Here is a 17,315-nt window from a genome sequence, read left to right on the forward strand (position 1 = left end):
CAGGCGGCCGCCGTACGCGTCAGTCGCGTTGCGGCGGCAGCATCCGCTCGAGCATGCCGTCCCGGCGCACCGCCACGTGCCATACCGTGGCGGCGACATGCATGATGATCAATCCGTACAGCGCGAATTGCCCCCACACATGTACGGTGTTGGCGAATTTACCCAGCGCCTCGTTCTGGACGAACCCAGGCAGCGACACCAGCCCGAAAAACGGCACGTCCTGGCCATTGCCGGCCATCAGGTAGCCGGTCACTGGCATGGTCAGTAACACGGCGTACAGCAAGCCATGATTCAGATGGGCCAATACCCGCGTACCGGCACCGATCTCCGCTCGATAGGCTGGCGCCCGGTGGCGCCAGCGCCAGGTCAGCCGGATCAGCACCAGAAGGGCGACACTGATGCCCATGGATTCATGTGTCAGGTACCAGAGCACCCGTACCGGACCGGGCGGAAAATTCTCCGCTACCCACACGCACGGCAGCACCAGGCACAGCGCAGCGACCGTCAGCCAATGCAGGGCCTGGGCAAAGCCGTTGTAGCGTTCGATAGCCATGCACTCACTCCTCAAGACGTGACACTCACCTGCGGTGCCCGGTTGGACCGATCGACCCGTGCGCTGCTCACTGTTGGTCAAAGCCCAGCCGTCAGTCAAATCCGACACATCGTGTCATGGAAATAACTACCGACAGTCGGAAATAACTAGTGGCATCAGGCTATTATTGGATCCACGCTAAATACTGTCACACATTTGCCGATAGCCCGTGCAACATCACAGCGGACCTACCGGCCATGCAAAAAACCCTGAAATTCAGCCACAAGATTCTCCTGGCCGCTTCGCTCATCGTGACCGCAGCCTTCGCGTTGTTCACGTTCTATAACGATTACCTGCAGCGCAATGCCATTCGTGCCGACCTTGAAAGCTATCTGCACGAAATGGGCAGTGGCACTGCCACGAACATCCAGCACTGGCTCTCGGGACGCATCCTGCTGGCCGAAACCCTGGCCGAGAGCGTTGCCCTCAACCCCAGTCCCGAGGCCATAGGCGCGTTGCTCAAGCAGAAGACCTTGCTGGCCAACTTCGAGTTTGCCTATCTGGGCAATGTCTCGGGAGGTTATTTCCTCGAGCCGCCCGATACCATGCCCGAAGGCTACGATGCGCGCACCCGTCCCTGGTACACCGACGCCATGAACGCGCGCCGGACCATCCTCACCGAACCTTACGTCGATGCCGCGAACGGCAAGACCATCCTCACTATCGCCACCCCATCGCTGAGCGCCAATGGTCAGCCGGTCGGTGTAGTGGGCGGGGATCTGAGCCTCGAGACGCTGGTCAAGACCATCAACTCGCTGGACTTCGACGGCAGTGGCTACGCCTTTCTGGTCAGCGCCGACGGCAAGATCCTGGTCCACCCCGACAACCAGTTGGTGATGAAGTCACTCAAGGACGTGTACCCTCAGCACACACCGCGCATCGGCAGCGACGTCACCGAGGTCGAACGCGATGGCCGTCCGTCCATCGTGACCTTCGCCAAGGTCGAGGGGCTGCCTTCGGTCGACTGGTACATCGGTTTGAGCATGGACAAGGCCAAGGCCTACTCGATGCTCAGCCAGTTTCGCAGCTCGGCGGTGATCGCTACGGTCATTGCCGTGGTCCTTACCATCGCCTTGCTTGGCATGCTCATTCGCCTGCTGATGCAGCCTTTGCACGCAATGGGCCGGGCCATGCACGACATCGCCGAAGGCGAGGGCGACCTGACCCGTCGGCTCACCCTGCACAGCGCCGATGAGTTCGGCGCCCTGGCGCTTTCGTTCAACCGTTTCGTCGAACGCATCCATGACTCGATCCGCGAGGTAGCCTCGGCCACTGGCCAGGTCAACGAAGTGGCGTTGCGCGTGGTCAGTGCCTCGAACTCCTCGATGCTCAACTCCGATCAGCAGGTCAACCGCACCAGCAGCGTGGCCGCCGCCATCAACGAACTGGGCGCCGCCGCGCAGGAAATTGCCCAGAACGCCGCCCTGGCTTCGCAGCACTCCAGTGCCGCGCGCAGCCTGGCCGCCGATGGCCAGGCGGTGGTCGGCCAGACCATCAGCGCCATGAACGTGCTGTCGCAAAAGATCAGCGGCTCGTGCAGCAACATCGAAAGCCTGAACGCCAGCACCGTCAACATCGGTCAGATCCTGGAAGTGATCACCAGCATTTCACAGCAGACCAACCTGCTTGCGCTCAATGCGGCGATCGAAGCGGCGCGCGCCGGCGAAGCCGGGCGGGGCTTTGCCGTGGTCGCCGACGAAGTCCGTAACCTCGCGCACCGCACCCAGGAATCGGCACAGCAGGTTCAGGGCATGATCGAGCAGTTGCAGGTGGGCGCTCGCCAGGCGGTCATCCTGATGAACGAAAGCCAGGGCCAGAGCGAGTCCAGCGTCACCATCGCCAATCAGGCCGGTGAGCGTCTGGTCAGCGTGACCCAGCGCATCGGCGAAATCGATGGCATGAACCAGTCGGTGGCCACCGCTACCGAGGAGCAGACTGCGGTGGTGGAATCGATCAACGTCGATATCACCGAGATCAACACCCTCAACCAGGAAGGTGTGGAAAACCTGCAGTCCACCCTGCGTGCGTGCGCCGACCTCGAACAGCAGGCCCTGCGGCTCAAGCAACTGGTCGGTAGTTTCCGCATCTGACGCCTGGGTGTGCGCCGGTAGGGCGGCCTTCAGGGATGAGGCCGTCGTACGGGCAACCGCCCTCTACATATCCACGGCAACGCTCAAGGTCAGGTTGCGCGGCTCGCCGGGCATCGCCCAGTAGTTGCTGTAGGATCGCTCGAAGTACTTTTCGTCGAACAGGTTGTTCAGGTTGACCCCCAGGGTGACCTTGTCGCTGGCCTTGTAATGCGCGAGCAAATCGACCGTGTGATAGGCGGGCAACTCGAAACGGCCCCCGGACTCGCCGGACCGATCCCCTACATAGGTGAACGCGGCGCCGATATCGGAACCGCGCAACGGCCCGTCCTGAAACTCATGGACGCCCAGCAGGCTGGCGCTGTTGCGTGCCACGCCAAGCAGGCGGCTGCCCTTGGGCACGCTGGCGTCGCCCTCGGTGACCTCGGCGTCGATCCAGGCGTAGGCGCCGATCACGCGTAGTGAGTCGGTCAGCTGGCCACTGAACTGCAAGTCGACGCCCTGGCTGCGTGCCTTGCCGATGGCGCGATTGAGGTTGCTCGCCGGGTCCAGCGCCAGCACGTTCTCTTTGTCGATGTGAAACGCCGCCAGGGTCGCGCTCAGGCGCTCGTCGAACAACTCGGCCTTGAGCCCCGCCTCGTAGCCCATGCCTTCTTCAGGGTCGAACGACTTGCCGCCGGCATCCAGCCCGCTGTTGGGCTTGAACGACGTCGAGGCATTGGCGAACAGCCCCCATTGCGGCGTGAGTTGGTAGAGCAGCCCGGCGCGCTGGGTGAAAGCATCCTGGCGCTGCAGGTTGCGATTGCCGGTAGTGTAGTCGGCGATGCGCTGTTCGAAATGTTCATAGCGCACGCCCAGCATGCCGCGCAGTTTGTCGCTGAACACCAGTTGATCCTGCAGGTTCAGCGCGTGGCTGCGCACATGCTCGCGAAAATCCGAGCCCGACCGCGCGCCTGTGGGTTTGGGCTGGCCGTACACCGGGTCGAAGATGTCGATTCGGTAGGCACCTGCGGTGGCGGTCACCCGTTCGTTCTTGCGGTAATCCTCATATTCGCTGCCAATCAACAGTTCATGCTGCACCCTGGCCGTGTCGAGGAAACCGCGCAGCTCGACCTGGCTGATGCTGTCGTGCCAATCCATGTCGCGCTCTCGAAAGCGCCGATTGACCGTATGGCCGTCAGCGTTGAGCGCGCGTGCCTCACTGGCATCGCCGCTCAGCTCGCCCTGTTTGTAGTGGCTGGCCACGCGCAGTTGCCAGTCGTCGTTGAGCCGGTGTTCCAGCGCGGCCTGGATGCGGTTGTTGTCGTTGTCGATGAAGCCGTCGTTGGGCTCGCCGAGAAAGGTCCGGCGCGAGCCTCCACCCCAGCCATTGCCCGGCGCTACCACCCCGCGGTCGAACACCGATTGGTGGCGCACCAGCTCGGCCTCCACCAGCAAGGAGGTGTCCGGATCCAGCTGCCAGCTCAGCGATGGTGCCACGTACACCCGCTCGTTCTGCACATGGTCACGGAAGCTGTGGTTGTCTTCCACCGCCAGGTTGACCCGGCTCAGCACCTGGCCCTCGGCATCGAGCGGGGTGTTCAGGTCCAGGCTGGTGCGATAGCGGTCCCAGGAGCCGGCGCTGCCGTACAGGCGCGCGAAGGATTCGGCCTGGGGTTTCTTGCTGACGATGTTGACCGTGCCGCCGGGATCGCCACGTCCGTACAGGCTGGCAGCCGGGCCCTTGAGCACCTCGATGCGTTCGATGCTGGAAACGTCCGGGGTCGCAGGGTAGCCGCGGTTGGCGCTGAAGCCGTCGCGGTAGAATTCCGAGGTGCTGAAGCCGCGCACGCTGTATTCGTAAAGCGTCAGGCCGCCGAAGTTGTTCTGCTGGGACACACCCCCGGCGTATTGCAGGGCACGTTCCACATTGCTGCTGCCCAGGTCCTGAAGCACCTGGACCGGGATCACGCTGACCGCTTGGGGAACGTCCTTGATCGCGGTATCGGTCTTGGTCGCGCTGCCCGAACGGGTCGCGCGGTAGCCGGTGACCGGACCGGTCGCGGTTTCCATATCGCCACCCGCCGTGACGCTGATGGCTTCCAGTTCGAGGGTTTCGGGCGAGGTTTCGGCGTAGGCGGGCATCCCCAGTACGCTGAAGGCGAGGCCGGCCATGGGGGCAAAACGAGGTGAGCGCATGTGCAACGATCCATTATGTTATAGTTATAATATAACGTAATGATTCGCGACGTGCATCTCCCATCTGCGCGTTTGCGCTGCTCAGGCCACCCGGCGCAGCGAAATGAACATGGCGTCGTCAGCCAGGATGGCGGCGATCATCGCGCCGGTTTCGGCCAGGCGCCGTGCCAGGTCTTCATCCGGGACGTGCAGGTCCCAGCGCGTCAACAAGTTATTCGTCAGCATCGGCATGGTGTCGACCTCGCGCAGCGCCGCGAGGAAAGCGGCAGGCGGCGGCAGGTAAGTGGTGAAGCCATCGCCCTTGAGCGCAGCAGTGTGGATGCCCAGCTGCGCGCACACCTGCGCCTTGGCAGCGATGTCGTCACGGTCGGCCTGACGCGACTGCTCGATCAACGCCGCCAGCGGCGCGTCGACCAAATGCCCACCGGCAATCAACGCAGAGCCAGTGGCCCAGGCTTCGGTCGGGCAATCCTTCATGTCCGGACGCAGTGGAATGTGCGGGTTGATCTCCATCGGATAGATCCGGCACACCAGCGGCCGCTCGGCATAGATGCCGCAGCGATTGTCGGCATTCAGGTTGCGGCAAGGTCCGACGTTGTAGGCGGCGAAGGTGATCGAGACGTAGGCGGGCGCGCTGCCGCACAGCACGGGCAGCGAACGCCGTCTGGCATGTTCCTGTTGCGCGTGGCTGAGGTTCAGGCTGTGCAGCCCGGGGCCGTTTTCCAGGAAGGCTTCGAGCAACACGATCAACTGGCCGCCGTCTTCCGCCCAATGGCGCGCCTCGGACAGCGTCAGCGGTACGTGATGGTCACTGCAGCATTTGCCACAACCGGTGCAAGAAAAACGTGTGTCCATGCCAACCCCGTCTGTTCGGAAAGAGTGACGAAAACATGGCGTTTCGACACTGATGAACTGGACCGGAGCAGATTCCGTGCCAGCTCCCTTCAGCCGCCCAGCAGGTCGTGGGCGTCGAGCAGCCGGTAGGCCACCTGGGGGTTCTTTTCCAGGCCGCGACGGATAGCGGCCGGGATCGCTTGCCGCGTCTTGCGGCACAGTCCCGGCAGCGCGTCGAGGTGGATAGCGATGCCACGCATGCTGCGCACCGTGCTCGAGCCAGGCGTGACTTCGACACGCAGGCCGAGCTGGTCGAAGATACGCTGCTGCAAGCGCCGCAGGTCATCCAGGCTGTCCACGTTCTCCAGCCGTTCGAGCAGGCGCTTTTCTTCATCGCGGGTCAGGCGCAGGATGCGCAGGTCGGCATCGGGAACCGCGTGCAGGCGTTCGCGCTCGCAGATGCAAGCGCCGGGTGGGCAGGGTTGGCGAGTGGCAGGGGCCATGGTCATGAGCGCAAGCATAGCCAGACTGCGGGGTATTTGCACTGGGGCTGTCGACATGCCGGGGCCTCGTCCATACTGGCGCAAATCCATCCGTTCCCAAGGCCTTACATGTCCAGAAGCCGGCTCGCCGTGCGCCATGGCGCACTGAGCATCCTCCTTGTATTGCTCGCCGCCTGTTCCAGTCAACGCAGCAACCAACCCCCGGCACCTTCGCCCGAACAGGTGCGTGCCAAGCTCGTGCAGCTGCTGCCCGCCAAGGTCACCGACCGCGAGGGCTGGGCTGCCGATATCGAAACGGCCCTGAACGTGCAGGGCATCCCGGGCAGCGATGAAAACCTGTGCGCGGTGCTGGCCGTGGCCGAGCAGGAGTCCACCTTCCAGGTCGACCCCAGCGTGCCGGGGCTGGGCAAGATCGCCCGCCAGGAAATCGACCGCCGCGCCGGTCGGGTGCATGTACCGGGCTTTCTCGTCGACGCTGCGCTTGGCATTCGCTCGGTCGACGGCAAGTCCTATGCGCAACGACTGGAGGCTGCGCGCTCGGAGAAACAGCTCAGCGAAATCTTCGACGACTTCACCGGCATGGTGCCCTTGGGCAGGCAGCTGTTCGGCACGTTCAACCCAGTCCGCACCGGCGGGCCGATGCAGGTCAGCATCGACTTCGCCGAGAAGCACCGCGCGCGCTACCCCTACACCGTGGACGGTTCGATTCGCCGCGAAGTGTTCACCCGGCGCGGCGGCATGTATTTCGGCATTGCCCATCTGCTTGGCTATCCGGCCAGCTACGAACGTCCGTTGTACCGCTTCGCCGATTTCAACGCCGGCTGGTACGCAAGCCGCAATGCGGCGTTCCAGAATGCCGTGAACCAGTTGTCCGGCGGCCGTCTGGCGCTCGACGGCGACCTGATTCGCTACGACTCCAGCGCCGCCAGCAACACCGAGCTGGCGGTACGCAATCTTGGCAACCGCTTGAACATGAACGACCGCGACATTCGCCGTGCCCTCGAGGAAGGTGAAACCCTGGATTTCGAAAAGACCACGCTATTCGAGCGTACCTTCGCCCTGGCCGACAAGGCTGCCGGCAAGCCGGTTCCGCGGGCAATCCTTCCGGGCATCAAACTGCAGAGCCCGAAGATCACCCGCAACCTGACCACGGCCTGGTTTGCCCAACGGGTGGACGAGCGCTACGCCCGCTGCATGCTGCGCGCCCGCTGAGGGCCCCGGGTTTGCTTAGTCGGCGCGCAGCAGCAGCGGCTCGGCCAGGCTGTAGCCAAAGCCGCGCAGGGTCTGCAGGGCTTCGGGGCAATCGAGCTGGGCCAGCTTGCGACGAAGGTTGCACACGTGTCGCTCGATCAGCGCCGTCTTCGGCGCCTGGCCTGCGCCCCACAATTGCTGCTCGATGAACTGCCGGCTGACCGCGCCAGGGTTGCTTGCCAGCATCGCCAGCAAGCGATGCTCGCTGACGGTCAGGCTCTGCTGGCGCTTGCCGCGTCCGACCATCAGCCGCGATGGCGACAACCACAGGCGTGAAGGCGGCAGGGCAGGGGCGCGCGGCCGCGCACGGGACAGTGCCTGCAGACGCGCCAGCACCTCGGCTGTGGCGACCGGCTGCGCCAGGCACGCATCGGCCCCGGCGCGCAGGGCGGCGATACGGGCCTGACGGTCGTCGCCGGCCAGCAGCACCATCAGTGCAGCGCTGCCCCGGTGTGCCAGGCAGTGCTCCAGCGCGCCCTGGCCAGAGCGTTCCAGTGCCAGCACGATGAACCCATATTGGCCTGGCACAAGCGCCTGCGCTGCTGTGGCCGTATCGACCGTGTGCAGCGTTGTGGCGTGTTCCGCCAATGCGCCTTGCAGGGCGTTGTCGGGCGTGTCGCTGATATAGAGCAGGTTCATGTTCACACCAATGCCTTGCTTTGTCGGCACCACAGGGTCATCCGCGTGCCACCTTGTTCGCTGCTGCCCACTTCGAGGGTAAACCCATGCAGCTTGACCACCGCAGCAACGATCGACAGCCCCAGGCCGAAGCCGCTGTGCTGGCCGTCGGCTTCGCAACGATAAAAGCGTTGAAAGATCGCTTCGCGCTCCTCTGGTGCGATACCCGGTCCGCTGTCGCTGATTTCCAAACGTGTGGCGCCGTTTTCCGCCGTGGCGCCAAGCACCACCAGACCGTGCGCCGGAGTGAACTTGATGGCATTGCTGAGCAGGTTGCCCACGGCTTCGAACAGCAGCGCGCGATCGCCATTCAGCATCGGCAGCGTGTCGGGCACGTCCAGACGCAGATTGATGCCCTCGTCCTCGGCCAAAGGCAGATAGAAGTCGTGCAGTTCGTGCAGCAGCGGTTGCGGGTCGAAGGAAATGAAGCCGGAACGTCGGCGGTGGTCTTCGATTTCCGAGATGCGCAACAGCCCACGAAAACGCGCCATCAGCGTGTCGGCTTCAGCGATCACATCGTCCAGTTGCAACGCTTGGCGCGAATCCGCCGGCGCCTCCTGCTGGATGCGATACAACTGGGCGCGCAGGCGGGTCAGGGGGGTACGCAAGTCATGGGCAATGTTGTCGCAGACGCCCTTGACCTCGATCATCAGTTGCTCGATGCGTTCGAGCATCGCATTGACGATCGCCGCCAGCATGTCCAATTCGTCCCGGCGGTCCGAGAGCGGCAGGCGAGTGGTCAGATCACCGGCAACGATCGCATCGGCACGGGCCTCGATGGCGCGGATGCGCCGCAATGGCCTGCGTCGCAGCAGGTGCCAGCCGGCGATCCCGGGAATGATCGTCAGCGAAATCCCCCACAGCAGTGCGCGCAGAATGATGTGGGTCACCGCGAACAACGAACCGTTGTCGCGTACCAGCACTAGCCAGCGACCATCGAGTGTACGCATGGCCACCGCGTCGCAGCTGTTCTGCGGCATCTGCGGGTTGGCGCTGTCCAGGCAGCTGTCCAGGTCGTGGATGCGACCGTCCAGCGGCAGGCCCCGCGGCACTTGCAGCAGCTGGCCGGACAACGGCCGCAGTTGCAGGTCGAACAGGCCATAGGCATCGAAGGTGCGATCATCGAATGCTTCGCTGGCAGCCAGCGCCTCGTTCAGCGCTTCACCGTGGAACCGCGAGAACAGATGTTGACGCTGCATCAGGGAGTGCCGCGCCAGGTCGGCGAGGTAGGTCGAGACCTCGTAGTACAACACCCCCATGAGAATGCTGCTCCAGGCCACGAACAGAAAGCTGTAGAGCGCCAGCAGCCGACTGCTGGAAGAACGCCAGCCTTTAGACAGGTTCGGCAATGACATAGCCGGAGCCTCGCACGGTCTTGATCAACGGTGCGGTGCCCGGTGGGTCGATCTTCTTGCGCAAGCGGCCAATGTGCACGTCGATCAGGTTGGTGCCCGGATCGAAGTGATAACCCCAGACTTCTTCGAAGATCATCATGCGCGTCAGGATCTGCCCGGCATTGCGCATCAGAAATTCCAGCAGCTTGTATTCGGTGGGCAGCAGGTTCAGCGCCTGTTCGCCACGGCGTGCTTCGCGTGTCATCAAATCCAGGGTCAGGTCGGCGACGCGCAGCGTGTTGTCGGCGGCGGCCACGGGGTTGTTGCGGCGCAGCAGCACCTCGACCCGAGCCGCCATCTCGTCCGAGGCGAACGGCTTGGTCAGGTAGTCATCGCCACCGGCACGCAGTCCGCGTACGCGCTCGTCGACATCCGACAACGCGCTGATCATCAGAATGGGCGTGCTCACGCCGATGGTGCGCAGGGTCGTCACGATGGCCAGGCCGTCCAGCTCGGGCAGCATGCGATCCAGGGTGATCACGTCGTAGTTGCCGCTCACCGCCTTGACCAGCCCTTCGCGGCCGTTGTCCACCCAGTCGACCTGCAGGCCATGGCTGCTCAGTTCCGCCACGATCTCCCTGGCGGTCACGGCATCGTCTTCGATGGTCAGTACGCGCGTCATGTTGGTCTCTACCCGATGATGTCTGCTGAGGATGGCGGCATTGTGACAACAATCCACGCACGGCTCGTTGAAGTTTTTTTCATCTTGCGCCACCTCATCCTTTCTGGGTAACCCCAGGGCGCTTCCAAGGCCGCAGGCCGACGGATAGCACGGTTCCTGTGCAGTGTTGCTAAAGCCTGGCCGTGTCCGGCCGATGCAACGGTCACAGCCTATAGGGACGCACTCGTCATGAACGCCTTGAGCAACATCGCCAGCACTTTGAGCATTCGCCCGTCTGCCCCCATCAACACTGCCGCGCCGGCGCCCACGGCGGTCGCCGACAGCGAGGCGACGCAGACCGCTGCCGCGCCCGCCGCGACCGAGAAAGGTGCGCCGGTCGGTGGCGCTGGCGGCGCGGGCGCAGCCCAGGGCAGCAGTGGTACATCGGACACGATCAAGGCGCTGCAAAAGCAGATTGCCGAGTTGCAGAAGCAGCTTCAGGAACAGCAGCAGGAGATGGCGCGCATCCAGGCCAGCCAGCAAAGCGAAGAAAGCAAGGCAGCCTCCGTGGCCGCCATCCAGGCGCAGGTGGTCGCCACCTCTGCGGCGTTGCAGACCGCCACCGCTGGGCTGCTTCAGGCCATGCAGCAATCCGGCAGCAGCACCGCCGGTTCCATGGTCAGTACCACGGCTTGACGTCCACCCCAGGCTACTTATAAACCCCTGGTCCATGAGCTAGGCTAGGGGCAGACATCACCGAGGAGCTCCCCAATGCTGGCGCCTGCCAAGCCTGTGCATGAAGAAGAGCGTGTACACGCCCTGCATGCGCTGAACATTCTCGACACTCGGCCCGAGGAGCGTTTCGACCGTCTTACCCGCCTGGCCAGGCGGCTGTTCGACGTGCCCATTGCCTTGGTCAGCCTGGTGGACAGCGACCGCCAGTGGTTCAAGTCGTGCCAGGGCATGGCCGCCACTGAAACGCCGCGAGATGTCTCGTTCTGCGCCCATGCCATCCTCAGCGACCAGATCCTCATGATCCCCGATGCCGGCAGCGACGAGCGTTTCCACGACAACCCGTTGGTGACCGGTGAACCCCGGATCCGCTTCTATGCCGGCTGCCCGCTGAAAGTGGGCAATGGCAGCAACGTCGGAACGTTGTGTCTGCTCGATACCCGGCCGAGGGTCCTCGACGCCGAGGAACGCGGCCTGCTGCTGGACCTGGCGAGCATGGCCGAGCGCGAGATCGCCGCCTTGCAGCTGGCCAGCATCGACGACCTCACCCAGCTGTCCAACCGGCGCGGGTTCGAAGCCCTGGCCGAGCATGCCTTGAGCATGTGCAGGCGCATGGGCACGCCAGCGTCGCTGCTGTTCTTCGACCTCGATCGCTTCAAGGTCATCAACGACACCTTTGGCCACGCCGAAGGCGACCGCGCCCTGGTCACGTTCGCCCAGGTATTGCGCAGAGTGCTCAGGGAAATGGACATCGTCGGAAGAATGGGCGGGGACGAATTCGTCGCGCTGCTGCTGGGCTCCAATGCCGCCGCAGGCGATGCGGTCATCGAGCGCCTGGGCCGAGCCCTGGCTGACGCCAACGCCGAGCTGCAAGGGCGCTATTCGATCACCTACAGCGTGGGTCGCATCGAGTACGACCCCGGGCGTCACGACAGCGTAAAGCGTCTGCTGGCCGATGCCGACGGCGCCATGTATGCCCGCAAGCAGGCCGCTCGGCGTTCGTGATCGGCGCGGTCAGTCCGCGGCCTGACGCATTTGCTTCTTCTGCGCCTTGTAGTCCATCGCCACCGCCGGCGGTGCACTGCTCTTGCCGGTTTCCACCCATTTGCGCAGGCGGCTGGCGTCGGCAAAGTGGGTGTACTTGCCGAAAGCATCGAGGATCACCATGGCCACCGGTCGACCTCCCATTCGCGTCACCAGCACCAGGCAGTGGCCGGCCATGTTGGTGAAGCCGGTCTTGGTGATCTTGATGTCCCAGTCGTCCTTGTTGATCAAATGATCGGTGTTATGGAAGCCCAATGTATAGCTGGGTTTCTTGAACGCCACGGTCTTTTCCCGCGTGGTGCTCAGCTCGCTCAGCAGCGGATACTGCTGCGCCGCCACCAGCAGCTTGGTCAGGTCGCGTGCGGTCGAGACGTTGCTGGTGGACAGCCCGGTGGGCTCGACATAGCGGGTATGGGTCATGCCCAACGAGCGAGCCTTGGCATTCATCGCCGCAATGAACGCACCGTAGCCACCCGGATAGTGATGCGCGAGGCTCGACGCCGCACGGTTCTCGGAAGACATCAAAGTAATGAGCAGCATGTCCCGGCGATTCAGCTCGCTGCCGAGCTTGACCCGCGAAAACACACCCTTCATTTCCTTGTTCTGGCTGATGTCCACCGAAATCACTTCGCTCATGGACTGCTTGGCATCCAGCACCACCATGCCCGTCATCAATTTGGTCACCGACGCGATGGGTACCACATGGTCGGCGTTGTTCTCGTAGACCACTTTGTTGGTCTGCAGATCGATCAGTAGGGCACTGCCCGAGGCCAGGTGCAACTGCGATGGGTCACGCGGGATGGCGGCTTTTTCCGCCGCTTGCAGGTTCGGGGCGACGACGAAGGTGGTCAAGGCCAGCCACAGGCTGAAAAGAGATAGCGGGGTCTTCACGCGGAGCGCTCACTGAAAAAGAGGTAGATCGGGCTGATGATCGAGGCGGGGTCGAGAGTGTCGAATGTCACACATCGGAAGTATGGCAAAGCGCCTGCCGATTGTCGCGCTTGTCGGGATGCACCGCGTGAAGAAAAGCTCATCCAGCTCGATGTCCGATGAAAAGCCCCGCAAGGCGGGGCTTTGTCGCAAGCGCAATGACTCAGGCCAACTGAGGGTGCTGCGCCGCAGTGAGTGTGGCGTACGCTTGCTTGGCGTGGGGCAGGGAGGGCAGGGGGCCGCTGATTGCCTCGCCGTCGCGCACTACGTACCAGCACGCCAGAAGACCCAGATCGCGCAACTTTTCCGGGACTGCACTGCCGACTACCGACATGATTCTTAATACAGGCATGAGAGACCTCCGTGGTTCCTGCCGACCACCTTACGAAATCGACCCGCACCTTAGAAATCACCTTGCTCGATAGTCACCATCGACAATCCCTATCGCGCTCACACCGCGCGACTCACCAGCGCGGCGGGCCGTAGTAGACCGGCGGAGGCCCATAGTAGCCGCGCGGTGGCCCGTAGTAACCACGCGGCGGCGGTGGTGCTGCATACACGGGGTAGGGCTGTGCATACACCGGCTGCGACTGGACATACACCGGCTGCTGTACATAGACAGGTTGCTGCACATACACCGGTGGCGGGCTTTGCACATACACCGGTTGCTGCTCCACATAGACCCGCTGCGGTGCATTGGAGGTGACCACCGCGCCGACCACGGCCGCACCCAATACCGCGCCCAGTATTCCCGGCCCGGCACCCTGCCAGCCGCCGCCGTGCGCCGAGGCCTGGCTGGCCATCGCCAGCGAGCCGATCAACAGAGCGATCTTGGGAAGTTGACGCATCATGATAGATTCCTCGTGTTTCGCACCCCTGGCGTTCGAACCTGCGATAGGTCCAAAGCATTTCGCCGGGAACACGACTATGACAAAAAATCAGTCGAAAGCGTCCCTGTCCATGGGTAAATTTTGTGTAAGGGCATGGCGTCGTCAGCCCGCTTTCATACGTCACACGCCGCCCGGAGGCGACCGATGTCCATTTCTCCCAACCGCGATACCACCCTGTGCATGTCCCTCGCCGCGCGTCCCGGAACGTTCGGGGTGCGCTTCCACAATCACCTGTACGACCAGTTGGGTCTCGACTACTACTACAAGGCCATGACCACGCGCGACCTGCCAGCCGCCATCGGCGGCATGCGCGCCCTGGGCATCCGTGGCTGCGGCGTGTCGATGCCATTCAAGGAAGCCTGCATACCCCTGGTGGACGAGCTGGATGCGTCGGCAGCGGCCATCGAGTCGATCAATACCATCGTCAACGACAACGGCCACCTCAAGGCCTACAACACGGACTACCTGGCCATCCGCCAACTGCTCGACACGCACGGCGTCGATCCCGACACCACCTTTGCCCTGCGTGGCAGCGGCGGGATGGCCAAGGCCGTGGCTTCGGCATTTCGCGACGCTGGTCTGCGCAATGGCTTGATCATCGCTCGCAACTACGAAACCGGCCGCGCGTTGGCCGACGCCTGCGGTTATCCCTGGCAGGCCGAGCTGGGCGATTCGCGCCCGCAATTGCTGGTCAACGTCACACCGATCGGCATGGCCGGCGGCGAGCAAGCCGACGAGCTGTCGTTCGAGACCGCCGCCATAGAAGCGGCGCAGCGGGTATTCGATGTGGTCGCGTTGCCCTGGCAGACACCATTGATCAAGGCTGCGGGCGAACTGGACAAACCGGTGATCACCGGTCTGGAAGTCATTGCCATCCAAGCCCTGGAACAGTTCGTGTTGTATACCGGCGTGCGGCCAACGGCCGAGCAACTGCGTCTGGCAACCGAGTACGCCCGCACCTGATCAGCGCGTCACTCCAGTCTCGACAGGCGCTCTTCCAGTGCGGCGATGCGTGCCTCCAGCTCGTCGAGGCGGGTATCGTCAGGCCGCGAACCGACGCGCTCGAGTGTCACAGCACGGGCGTTCATGATTGCGTCAATGGCAGCCGGATCGCCCAGGGCGTGGGAGTAACGATCTTCGCGCTGGCCTGCCTGGCGCGGCACATGCACCGCGAAACCGCGGCTGATCAAGCGCTCGAGTTGATGCAAGATCTGCTCGCTGTCCTCGAAGTCGTGCAGGCGGGCACTGCGCGACAGCAGCTCGCCAACGGTCTGCGGTCCCCGCAGGAACATCAGGCCCATCAGGATGACCTGGGCGGGCACCAGCTCGAGTGCCTTGTCCAGCCGGTGTTCCCAGCGATCGGCACGGCTGCCCATCACCAGTCGGGTCATCTGCCGGCCTTCCAGTGCGCGCAGGCTCTGCCCGATCTGCCCCTGGGTGTACTGGCTCACTGGCTCGCGACTGGTCTTCTGGTTGCAGGCCAGTACCAGCGCATTGAGCGTCAGCGGATAGGTTTCCGGATTGCTGGCCTGCTTCTCGATCAGCGCGCCCAGCACGCGGATATCGATGGCGTCGAGCTGCAGTGGTTCGGAAGCGTTTGTTTCAACGTCGGTCATGGCGAAACCCCAAGCAATCATCGCAGGCAATCATAGACGGCCAGTATGCTATAAAAGCCGCGCGAAAAGACGTCTGCCCGGCCGCCCGCCGCCGCCCGTGGCGCGGCTATGCGCGCGACGGCACGTCATCACCCGGGCGGGCGCCAAATTTGGGGTTGCTGCGCGTCAAAACCGGCCTTAGACTGCCGCCCCTCTTGACCATGTGCCCTGTGGTGCTTGAAGAATTCTGCCTGCGTCGCTTCCGGCGTCGCGAGCTTCCTGTTTTGCCCTAGCGCATTATTCGTTTGCAGAGAAATCAATGACAAAGGAAAAGTTGCTGGCCATGCCGGCTGATGACTACATGAACGCCGAGCAACTGGCCTACTTCACCGAGCTGTTGCAGGCCATGAAGATCGAGACCCAAGAGCGTATCGAGCAAAGCCGTGTAGCCATTGAAAGCCTGGACACGCCGGCCGATCCCGCCGATGCCGCTTCCGTGGAAGAGGAGCGCCACTGGCTGGTCAATGTCATCGATCGCGACCAGCGCCTGCTGCCGCAATTGGAAATGGCCCTGGGCCGGATCAACGACGACAGCTTCGGCTGGTGCGACGACAGTGGCGAGCCGATCGGTCTCAAGCGTCTGCTGATCAGCCCCACCACTAAATACTGCATCGAGGCGCAAGAGCGCCACGAGCAGATCGACAAGCATCAGCGTCAGGCATGATCACGCCCGCGCAGGCACCTCTTACGCCTGCGGATGCAATGCCACGTTGAGCTCATCGACGATGGGCGCCCATTCTGCGTCGCTGTGCAGCTCTTCTTTCAAGAAGTTGCGTTGCTGTTCACTCCAGAAGGGCGCATCTATCAGCTTGGTGTCTTGATCCAGCTGATGCTCGGCAATGAATTTCTGAATATCGGCCTCGTCGCTGGCCAGGCCCAGTTGATCGAAAAGGCCAGTAAGGCTTGGGTTCGGCAGATCCATGATGACTCCTCTGCGGCCGTTTCCGGCCATGATTGAAAGGTTACCCAGTATCTGAGGCGAGGCCCTCGCCAGAGTTCGCATGCGATGCCGGATTTGTCTGCAGTACTGACGGACAGAAGCACTGGCCTGTGCACCGTTTTCCGTCCAGGCCGCAGCCATGCAACAAACTTCTTGACCGCGGCGGGGTTCGATTCGGTACTATTCGCGGCAGATCACCGTCATGCGCATCATCGCTCGGATCATGTTGGTCGCCGGCTGCTCGATGCAGCTCCGGCGCCGCTCAGCCACACATGGCCAGGCCTGCCTTTTTCCTTCGCGGTCATCGGCAATTTTCCCTGCAGCAGGGTCGACGCTGCGCATCCCGGATCAAGGTTCGATCCTTTAGTCTTTCGTTAGCAGGTCGGTGGCAGTCATTGCACGTGCCGCCGACCGTTCGGCGCTCCCCGCGTCTTCAGGTTATTACCACGCGAACAGCGTTCGGTAGTCTGTGTTTCGATTTGAGGATTCTTCATTGGCAGTAAGTAATCTGGATATGCACGCACTGTTTGTGCTCGGCGACTTGCGTGCGAAGTTGGTCAAACTCTTTCAGTCGCGTTTCGTCTATGTCACCGAACAAAGCGCTGAAGGCATCTATATGGCCGAACTCGATACCGAGTCCGCACTGGTGGTCGATGACAAACCCAGGCTCGAACTCAAAGTAGGCGACCATTTTCGCGCCGCGGTCTTGCCCAGTCGCGAAGGTGGCAAGTTCGAACTCAAGTTTCGCGACATCAAGCTTACCGTTTACGGGCTCGGCGAGTATGCCTTCGTCAGCATGGCGCAGGGCGAGGGCATCGTGTTCAAGGAAGGCCAGACGGTGATGCTGGTATTCGCCGCCCACGAGCGCATCGAGGAAAACCTCGGCAAGACCTTGAAGGCGGCAACCGCCAAGGCGGCGAAGTGGCGCAAGGGTGAGTTGGCCTTCAAGGCCAGCGAGTAACGCCTCGGGGAACCTGCGCTACAGTAAGTTGACTTACCCAAGTCA

General features: G+C 62.9%; 19 protein-coding genes. 7 read left to right on the top strand and 12 right to left on the bottom strand.

Annotated elements, in window-relative coordinates:
* Positions 1-19 precede the first annotated feature (19 nt).
* Complete coding sequence (locus H7993_RS12230) at positions 20-553, bottom strand: cytochrome b (protein ID WP_185794537.1); 534 nt, start codon at positions 551-553, stop codon at positions 20-22.
* Between the two features lie 236 nt (positions 554-789).
* On the opposite strand from H7993_RS12230, the gene H7993_RS12235 reads away from it, so the two are divergent.
* Positions 790-2,682, top strand: a complete 1,893-nt coding sequence (locus tag H7993_RS12235) for a methyl-accepting chemotaxis protein (RefSeq protein WP_185794538.1) — start codon at positions 790-792, stop codon at positions 2,680-2,682.
* 63 nt (positions 2,683-2,745) lie between these two features.
* Here the strand turns inward: H7993_RS12235 and H7993_RS12240 are convergent, their stop codons facing one another.
* From H7993_RS12240 to H7993_RS12250, 3 genes are all read right to left on the bottom strand, one after another.
* Entirely contained in the window at positions 2,746-4,857 is a 2,112-nt protein-coding gene (locus tag H7993_RS12240) for a TonB-dependent siderophore receptor (RefSeq protein ID WP_185794539.1), read from the bottom strand.
* A gap of 81 nt (positions 4,858-4,938) precedes the next feature.
* The gene (locus H7993_RS12245) at positions 4,939-5,712 is read right to left on the bottom strand and encodes a YkgJ family cysteine cluster protein (RefSeq protein ID WP_185794540.1); all 774 of its coding nucleotides are present in this window, start codon (positions 5,710-5,712) and stop codon (positions 4,939-4,941) included.
* Between the two features lie 89 nt (positions 5,713-5,801).
* Complete coding sequence (locus H7993_RS12250; RefSeq protein WP_185794541.1) at positions 5,802-6,200, bottom strand: hypothetical protein; 399 nt, start codon at positions 6,198-6,200, stop codon at positions 5,802-5,804.
* A gap of 102 nt (positions 6,201-6,302) precedes the next feature.
* Between H7993_RS12250 and H7993_RS12255 the strand changes: the two genes are divergently transcribed.
* Positions 6,303-7,406 carry a DUF1615 domain-containing protein gene (locus H7993_RS12255; RefSeq protein WP_122475816.1) on the top strand — a complete coding sequence of 368 codons (1,104 nt, stop codon included), beginning with the start codon at positions 6,303-6,305 and terminating at the stop codon, positions 7,404-7,406.
* 15 nt (positions 7,407-7,421) lie between these two features.
* Here H7993_RS12255 and H7993_RS12260 read toward each other — a convergent pair whose 3' ends face one another.
* The 3 genes from H7993_RS12260 to H7993_RS12270 are packed head-to-tail and all read right to left on the bottom strand — an operon-like array spanning position 7,422 to position 10,139.
* Complete coding sequence (locus tag H7993_RS12260) at positions 7,422-8,084, bottom strand: response regulator transcription factor (protein WP_185794542.1); 663 nt, start codon at positions 8,082-8,084, stop codon at positions 7,422-7,424.
* 2 nt (positions 8,085-8,086) lie between these two features.
* Positions 8,087-9,478, bottom strand: coding sequence for a sensor histidine kinase (locus H7993_RS12265; RefSeq protein ID WP_185794543.1), 1,392 nt, complete (start codon positions 9,476-9,478; stop codon positions 8,087-8,089).
* A complete protein-coding gene (locus H7993_RS12270; RefSeq protein WP_122475810.1) occupies positions 9,456-10,139 on the bottom strand; it encodes a response regulator transcription factor in 684 nt (227 codons plus the stop codon). The genes H7993_RS12265 and H7993_RS12270 overlap by 23 nt, the downstream gene beginning before the upstream one ends.
* 228 nt (positions 10,140-10,367) lie before the next feature.
* On the opposite strand from H7993_RS12270, the gene H7993_RS12275 reads away from it, so the two are divergent.
* Complete coding sequence (locus tag H7993_RS12275) at positions 10,368-10,814, top strand: hypothetical protein (RefSeq protein WP_244647028.1); 447 nt, start codon at positions 10,368-10,370, stop codon at positions 10,812-10,814.
* A 75-nt stretch (positions 10,815-10,889) separates the two neighbouring features.
* Entirely contained in the window at positions 10,890-11,855 is a 966-nt protein-coding gene (locus tag H7993_RS12280) for a sensor domain-containing diguanylate cyclase (RefSeq protein ID WP_185794544.1), read from the top strand.
* A 9-nt stretch (positions 11,856-11,864) separates the two neighbouring features.
* Here H7993_RS12280 and pbpG read toward each other — a convergent pair whose 3' ends face one another.
* From pbpG to H7993_RS12295, 3 genes are all read right to left on the bottom strand, one after another.
* Positions 11,865-12,785, bottom strand: coding sequence for a D-alanyl-D-alanine endopeptidase (gene pbpG / locus H7993_RS12285; protein ID WP_122475805.1), 921 nt, complete (start codon positions 12,783-12,785; stop codon positions 11,865-11,867).
* Positions 12,786-12,987: 202 nt separating this feature from the next.
* On the bottom strand, positions 12,988-13,176 hold the full coding sequence (locus H7993_RS12290) for a hypothetical protein (RefSeq protein ID WP_122475803.1): 189 nt from the start codon (positions 13,174-13,176) through the stop codon (positions 12,988-12,990).
* A 112-nt stretch (positions 13,177-13,288) separates the two neighbouring features.
* On the bottom strand, positions 13,289-13,675 hold the full coding sequence (locus H7993_RS12295; protein ID WP_185794545.1) for a hypothetical protein: 387 nt from the start codon (positions 13,673-13,675) through the stop codon (positions 13,289-13,291).
* Between the two features lie 183 nt (positions 13,676-13,858).
* Between H7993_RS12295 and H7993_RS12300 the strand changes: the two genes are divergently transcribed.
* The gene (locus H7993_RS12300; protein ID WP_185794546.1) at positions 13,859-14,677 is read left to right on the top strand and encodes a shikimate 5-dehydrogenase; all 819 of its coding nucleotides are present in this window, start codon (positions 13,859-13,861) and stop codon (positions 14,675-14,677) included.
* Positions 14,678-14,685: 8 nt separating this feature from the next.
* Here the strand turns inward: H7993_RS12300 and H7993_RS12305 are convergent, their stop codons facing one another.
* Positions 14,686-15,330, bottom strand: a complete 645-nt coding sequence (locus H7993_RS12305; RefSeq protein ID WP_185794547.1) for a YceH family protein — start codon at positions 15,328-15,330, stop codon at positions 14,686-14,688.
* A 298-nt stretch (positions 15,331-15,628) separates the two neighbouring features.
* Here H7993_RS12305 and H7993_RS12310 point away from each other — a divergent pair, with 298 nt between their 5' ends.
* Positions 15,629-16,033 carry a TraR/DksA family transcriptional regulator gene (locus H7993_RS12310; protein WP_122475798.1) on the top strand — a complete coding sequence of 135 codons (405 nt, stop codon included), beginning with the start codon at positions 15,629-15,631 and terminating at the stop codon, positions 16,031-16,033.
* A gap of 21 nt (positions 16,034-16,054) precedes the next feature.
* Here H7993_RS12310 and H7993_RS12315 read toward each other — a convergent pair whose 3' ends face one another.
* Positions 16,055-16,291 carry a DUF2789 domain-containing protein gene (locus tag H7993_RS12315; RefSeq protein ID WP_122475796.1) on the bottom strand — a complete coding sequence of 79 codons (237 nt, stop codon included), beginning with the start codon at positions 16,289-16,291 and terminating at the stop codon, positions 16,055-16,057.
* Positions 16,292-16,802: 511 nt separating this feature from the next.
* Here H7993_RS12315 and H7993_RS12320 point away from each other — a divergent pair.
* Positions 16,803-17,270 carry a hypothetical protein gene (locus H7993_RS12320; RefSeq protein ID WP_122475794.1) on the top strand — a complete coding sequence of 156 codons (468 nt, stop codon included), beginning with the start codon at positions 16,803-16,805 and terminating at the stop codon, positions 17,268-17,270.
* The last annotated feature ends 45 nt before the right edge of the window (positions 17,271-17,315 follow it).

The sequence above is a fragment of the Pseudomonas baltica genome, assembly GCF_014235765.1.
In the GTDB taxonomy this organism is placed as follows: domain Bacteria; phylum Pseudomonadota; class Gammaproteobacteria; order Pseudomonadales; family Pseudomonadaceae; genus Aquipseudomonas; species Aquipseudomonas baltica.

Bases quoted from the DNA above. Each gene is read 5' to 3' on its own strand.
- H7993_RS12230 (WP_185794537.1), bottom strand. From the start codon at position 553: ATGGCTATCGAACGCTACAACGGCTTTGCCCAGGCCCTGCATTGGCTG.
- H7993_RS12235 (WP_185794538.1), top strand. From the start codon at position 790: ATGCAAAAAACCCTGAAATTCAGCCACAAGATTCTCCTGGCCGCTTCG.
- H7993_RS12240 (WP_185794539.1), bottom strand. From the start codon at position 4,857: ATGCGCTCACCTCGTTTTGCCCCCATGGCCGGCCTCGCCTTCAGCGTA.
- H7993_RS12245 (WP_185794540.1), bottom strand. From the start codon at position 5,712: ATGGACACACGTTTTTCTTGCACCGGTTGTGGCAAATGCTGCAGTGAC.
- H7993_RS12250 (WP_185794541.1), bottom strand. From the start codon at position 6,200: ATGACCATGGCCCCTGCCACTCGCCAACCCTGCCCACCCGGCGCTTGC.
- H7993_RS12255 (WP_122475816.1), top strand. From the start codon at position 6,303: ATGTCCAGAAGCCGGCTCGCCGTGCGCCATGGCGCACTGAGCATCCTC.
- H7993_RS12260 (WP_185794542.1), bottom strand. From the start codon at position 8,084: ATGAACCTGCTCTATATCAGCGACACGCCCGACAACGCCCTGCAAGGC.
- H7993_RS12265 (WP_185794543.1), bottom strand. From the start codon at position 9,478: ATGTCATTGCCGAACCTGTCTAAAGGCTGGCGTTCTTCCAGCAGTCGG.
- H7993_RS12270 (WP_122475810.1), bottom strand. From the start codon at position 10,139: ATGACGCGCGTACTGACCATCGAAGACGATGCCGTGACCGCCAGGGAG.
- H7993_RS12275 (WP_244647028.1), top strand. From the start codon at position 10,368: ATGAACGCCTTGAGCAACATCGCCAGCACTTTGAGCATTCGCCCGTCT.
- H7993_RS12280 (WP_185794544.1), top strand. From the start codon at position 10,890: ATGCTGGCGCCTGCCAAGCCTGTGCATGAAGAAGAGCGTGTACACGCC.
- H7993_RS12290 (WP_122475803.1), bottom strand. From the start codon at position 13,176: ATGCCTGTATTAAGAATCATGTCGGTAGTCGGCAGTGCAGTCCCGGAA.
- H7993_RS12295 (WP_185794545.1), bottom strand. From the start codon at position 13,675: ATGATGCGTCAACTTCCCAAGATCGCTCTGTTGATCGGCTCGCTGGCG.
- H7993_RS12300 (WP_185794546.1), top strand. From the start codon at position 13,859: ATGTCCATTTCTCCCAACCGCGATACCACCCTGTGCATGTCCCTCGCC.
- H7993_RS12305 (WP_185794547.1), bottom strand. From the start codon at position 15,330: ATGACCGACGTTGAAACAAACGCTTCCGAACCACTGCAGCTCGACGCC.
- H7993_RS12310 (WP_122475798.1), top strand. From the start codon at position 15,629: ATGACAAAGGAAAAGTTGCTGGCCATGCCGGCTGATGACTACATGAAC.
- H7993_RS12315 (WP_122475796.1), bottom strand. From the start codon at position 16,291: ATGGATCTGCCGAACCCAAGCCTTACTGGCCTTTTCGATCAACTGGGC.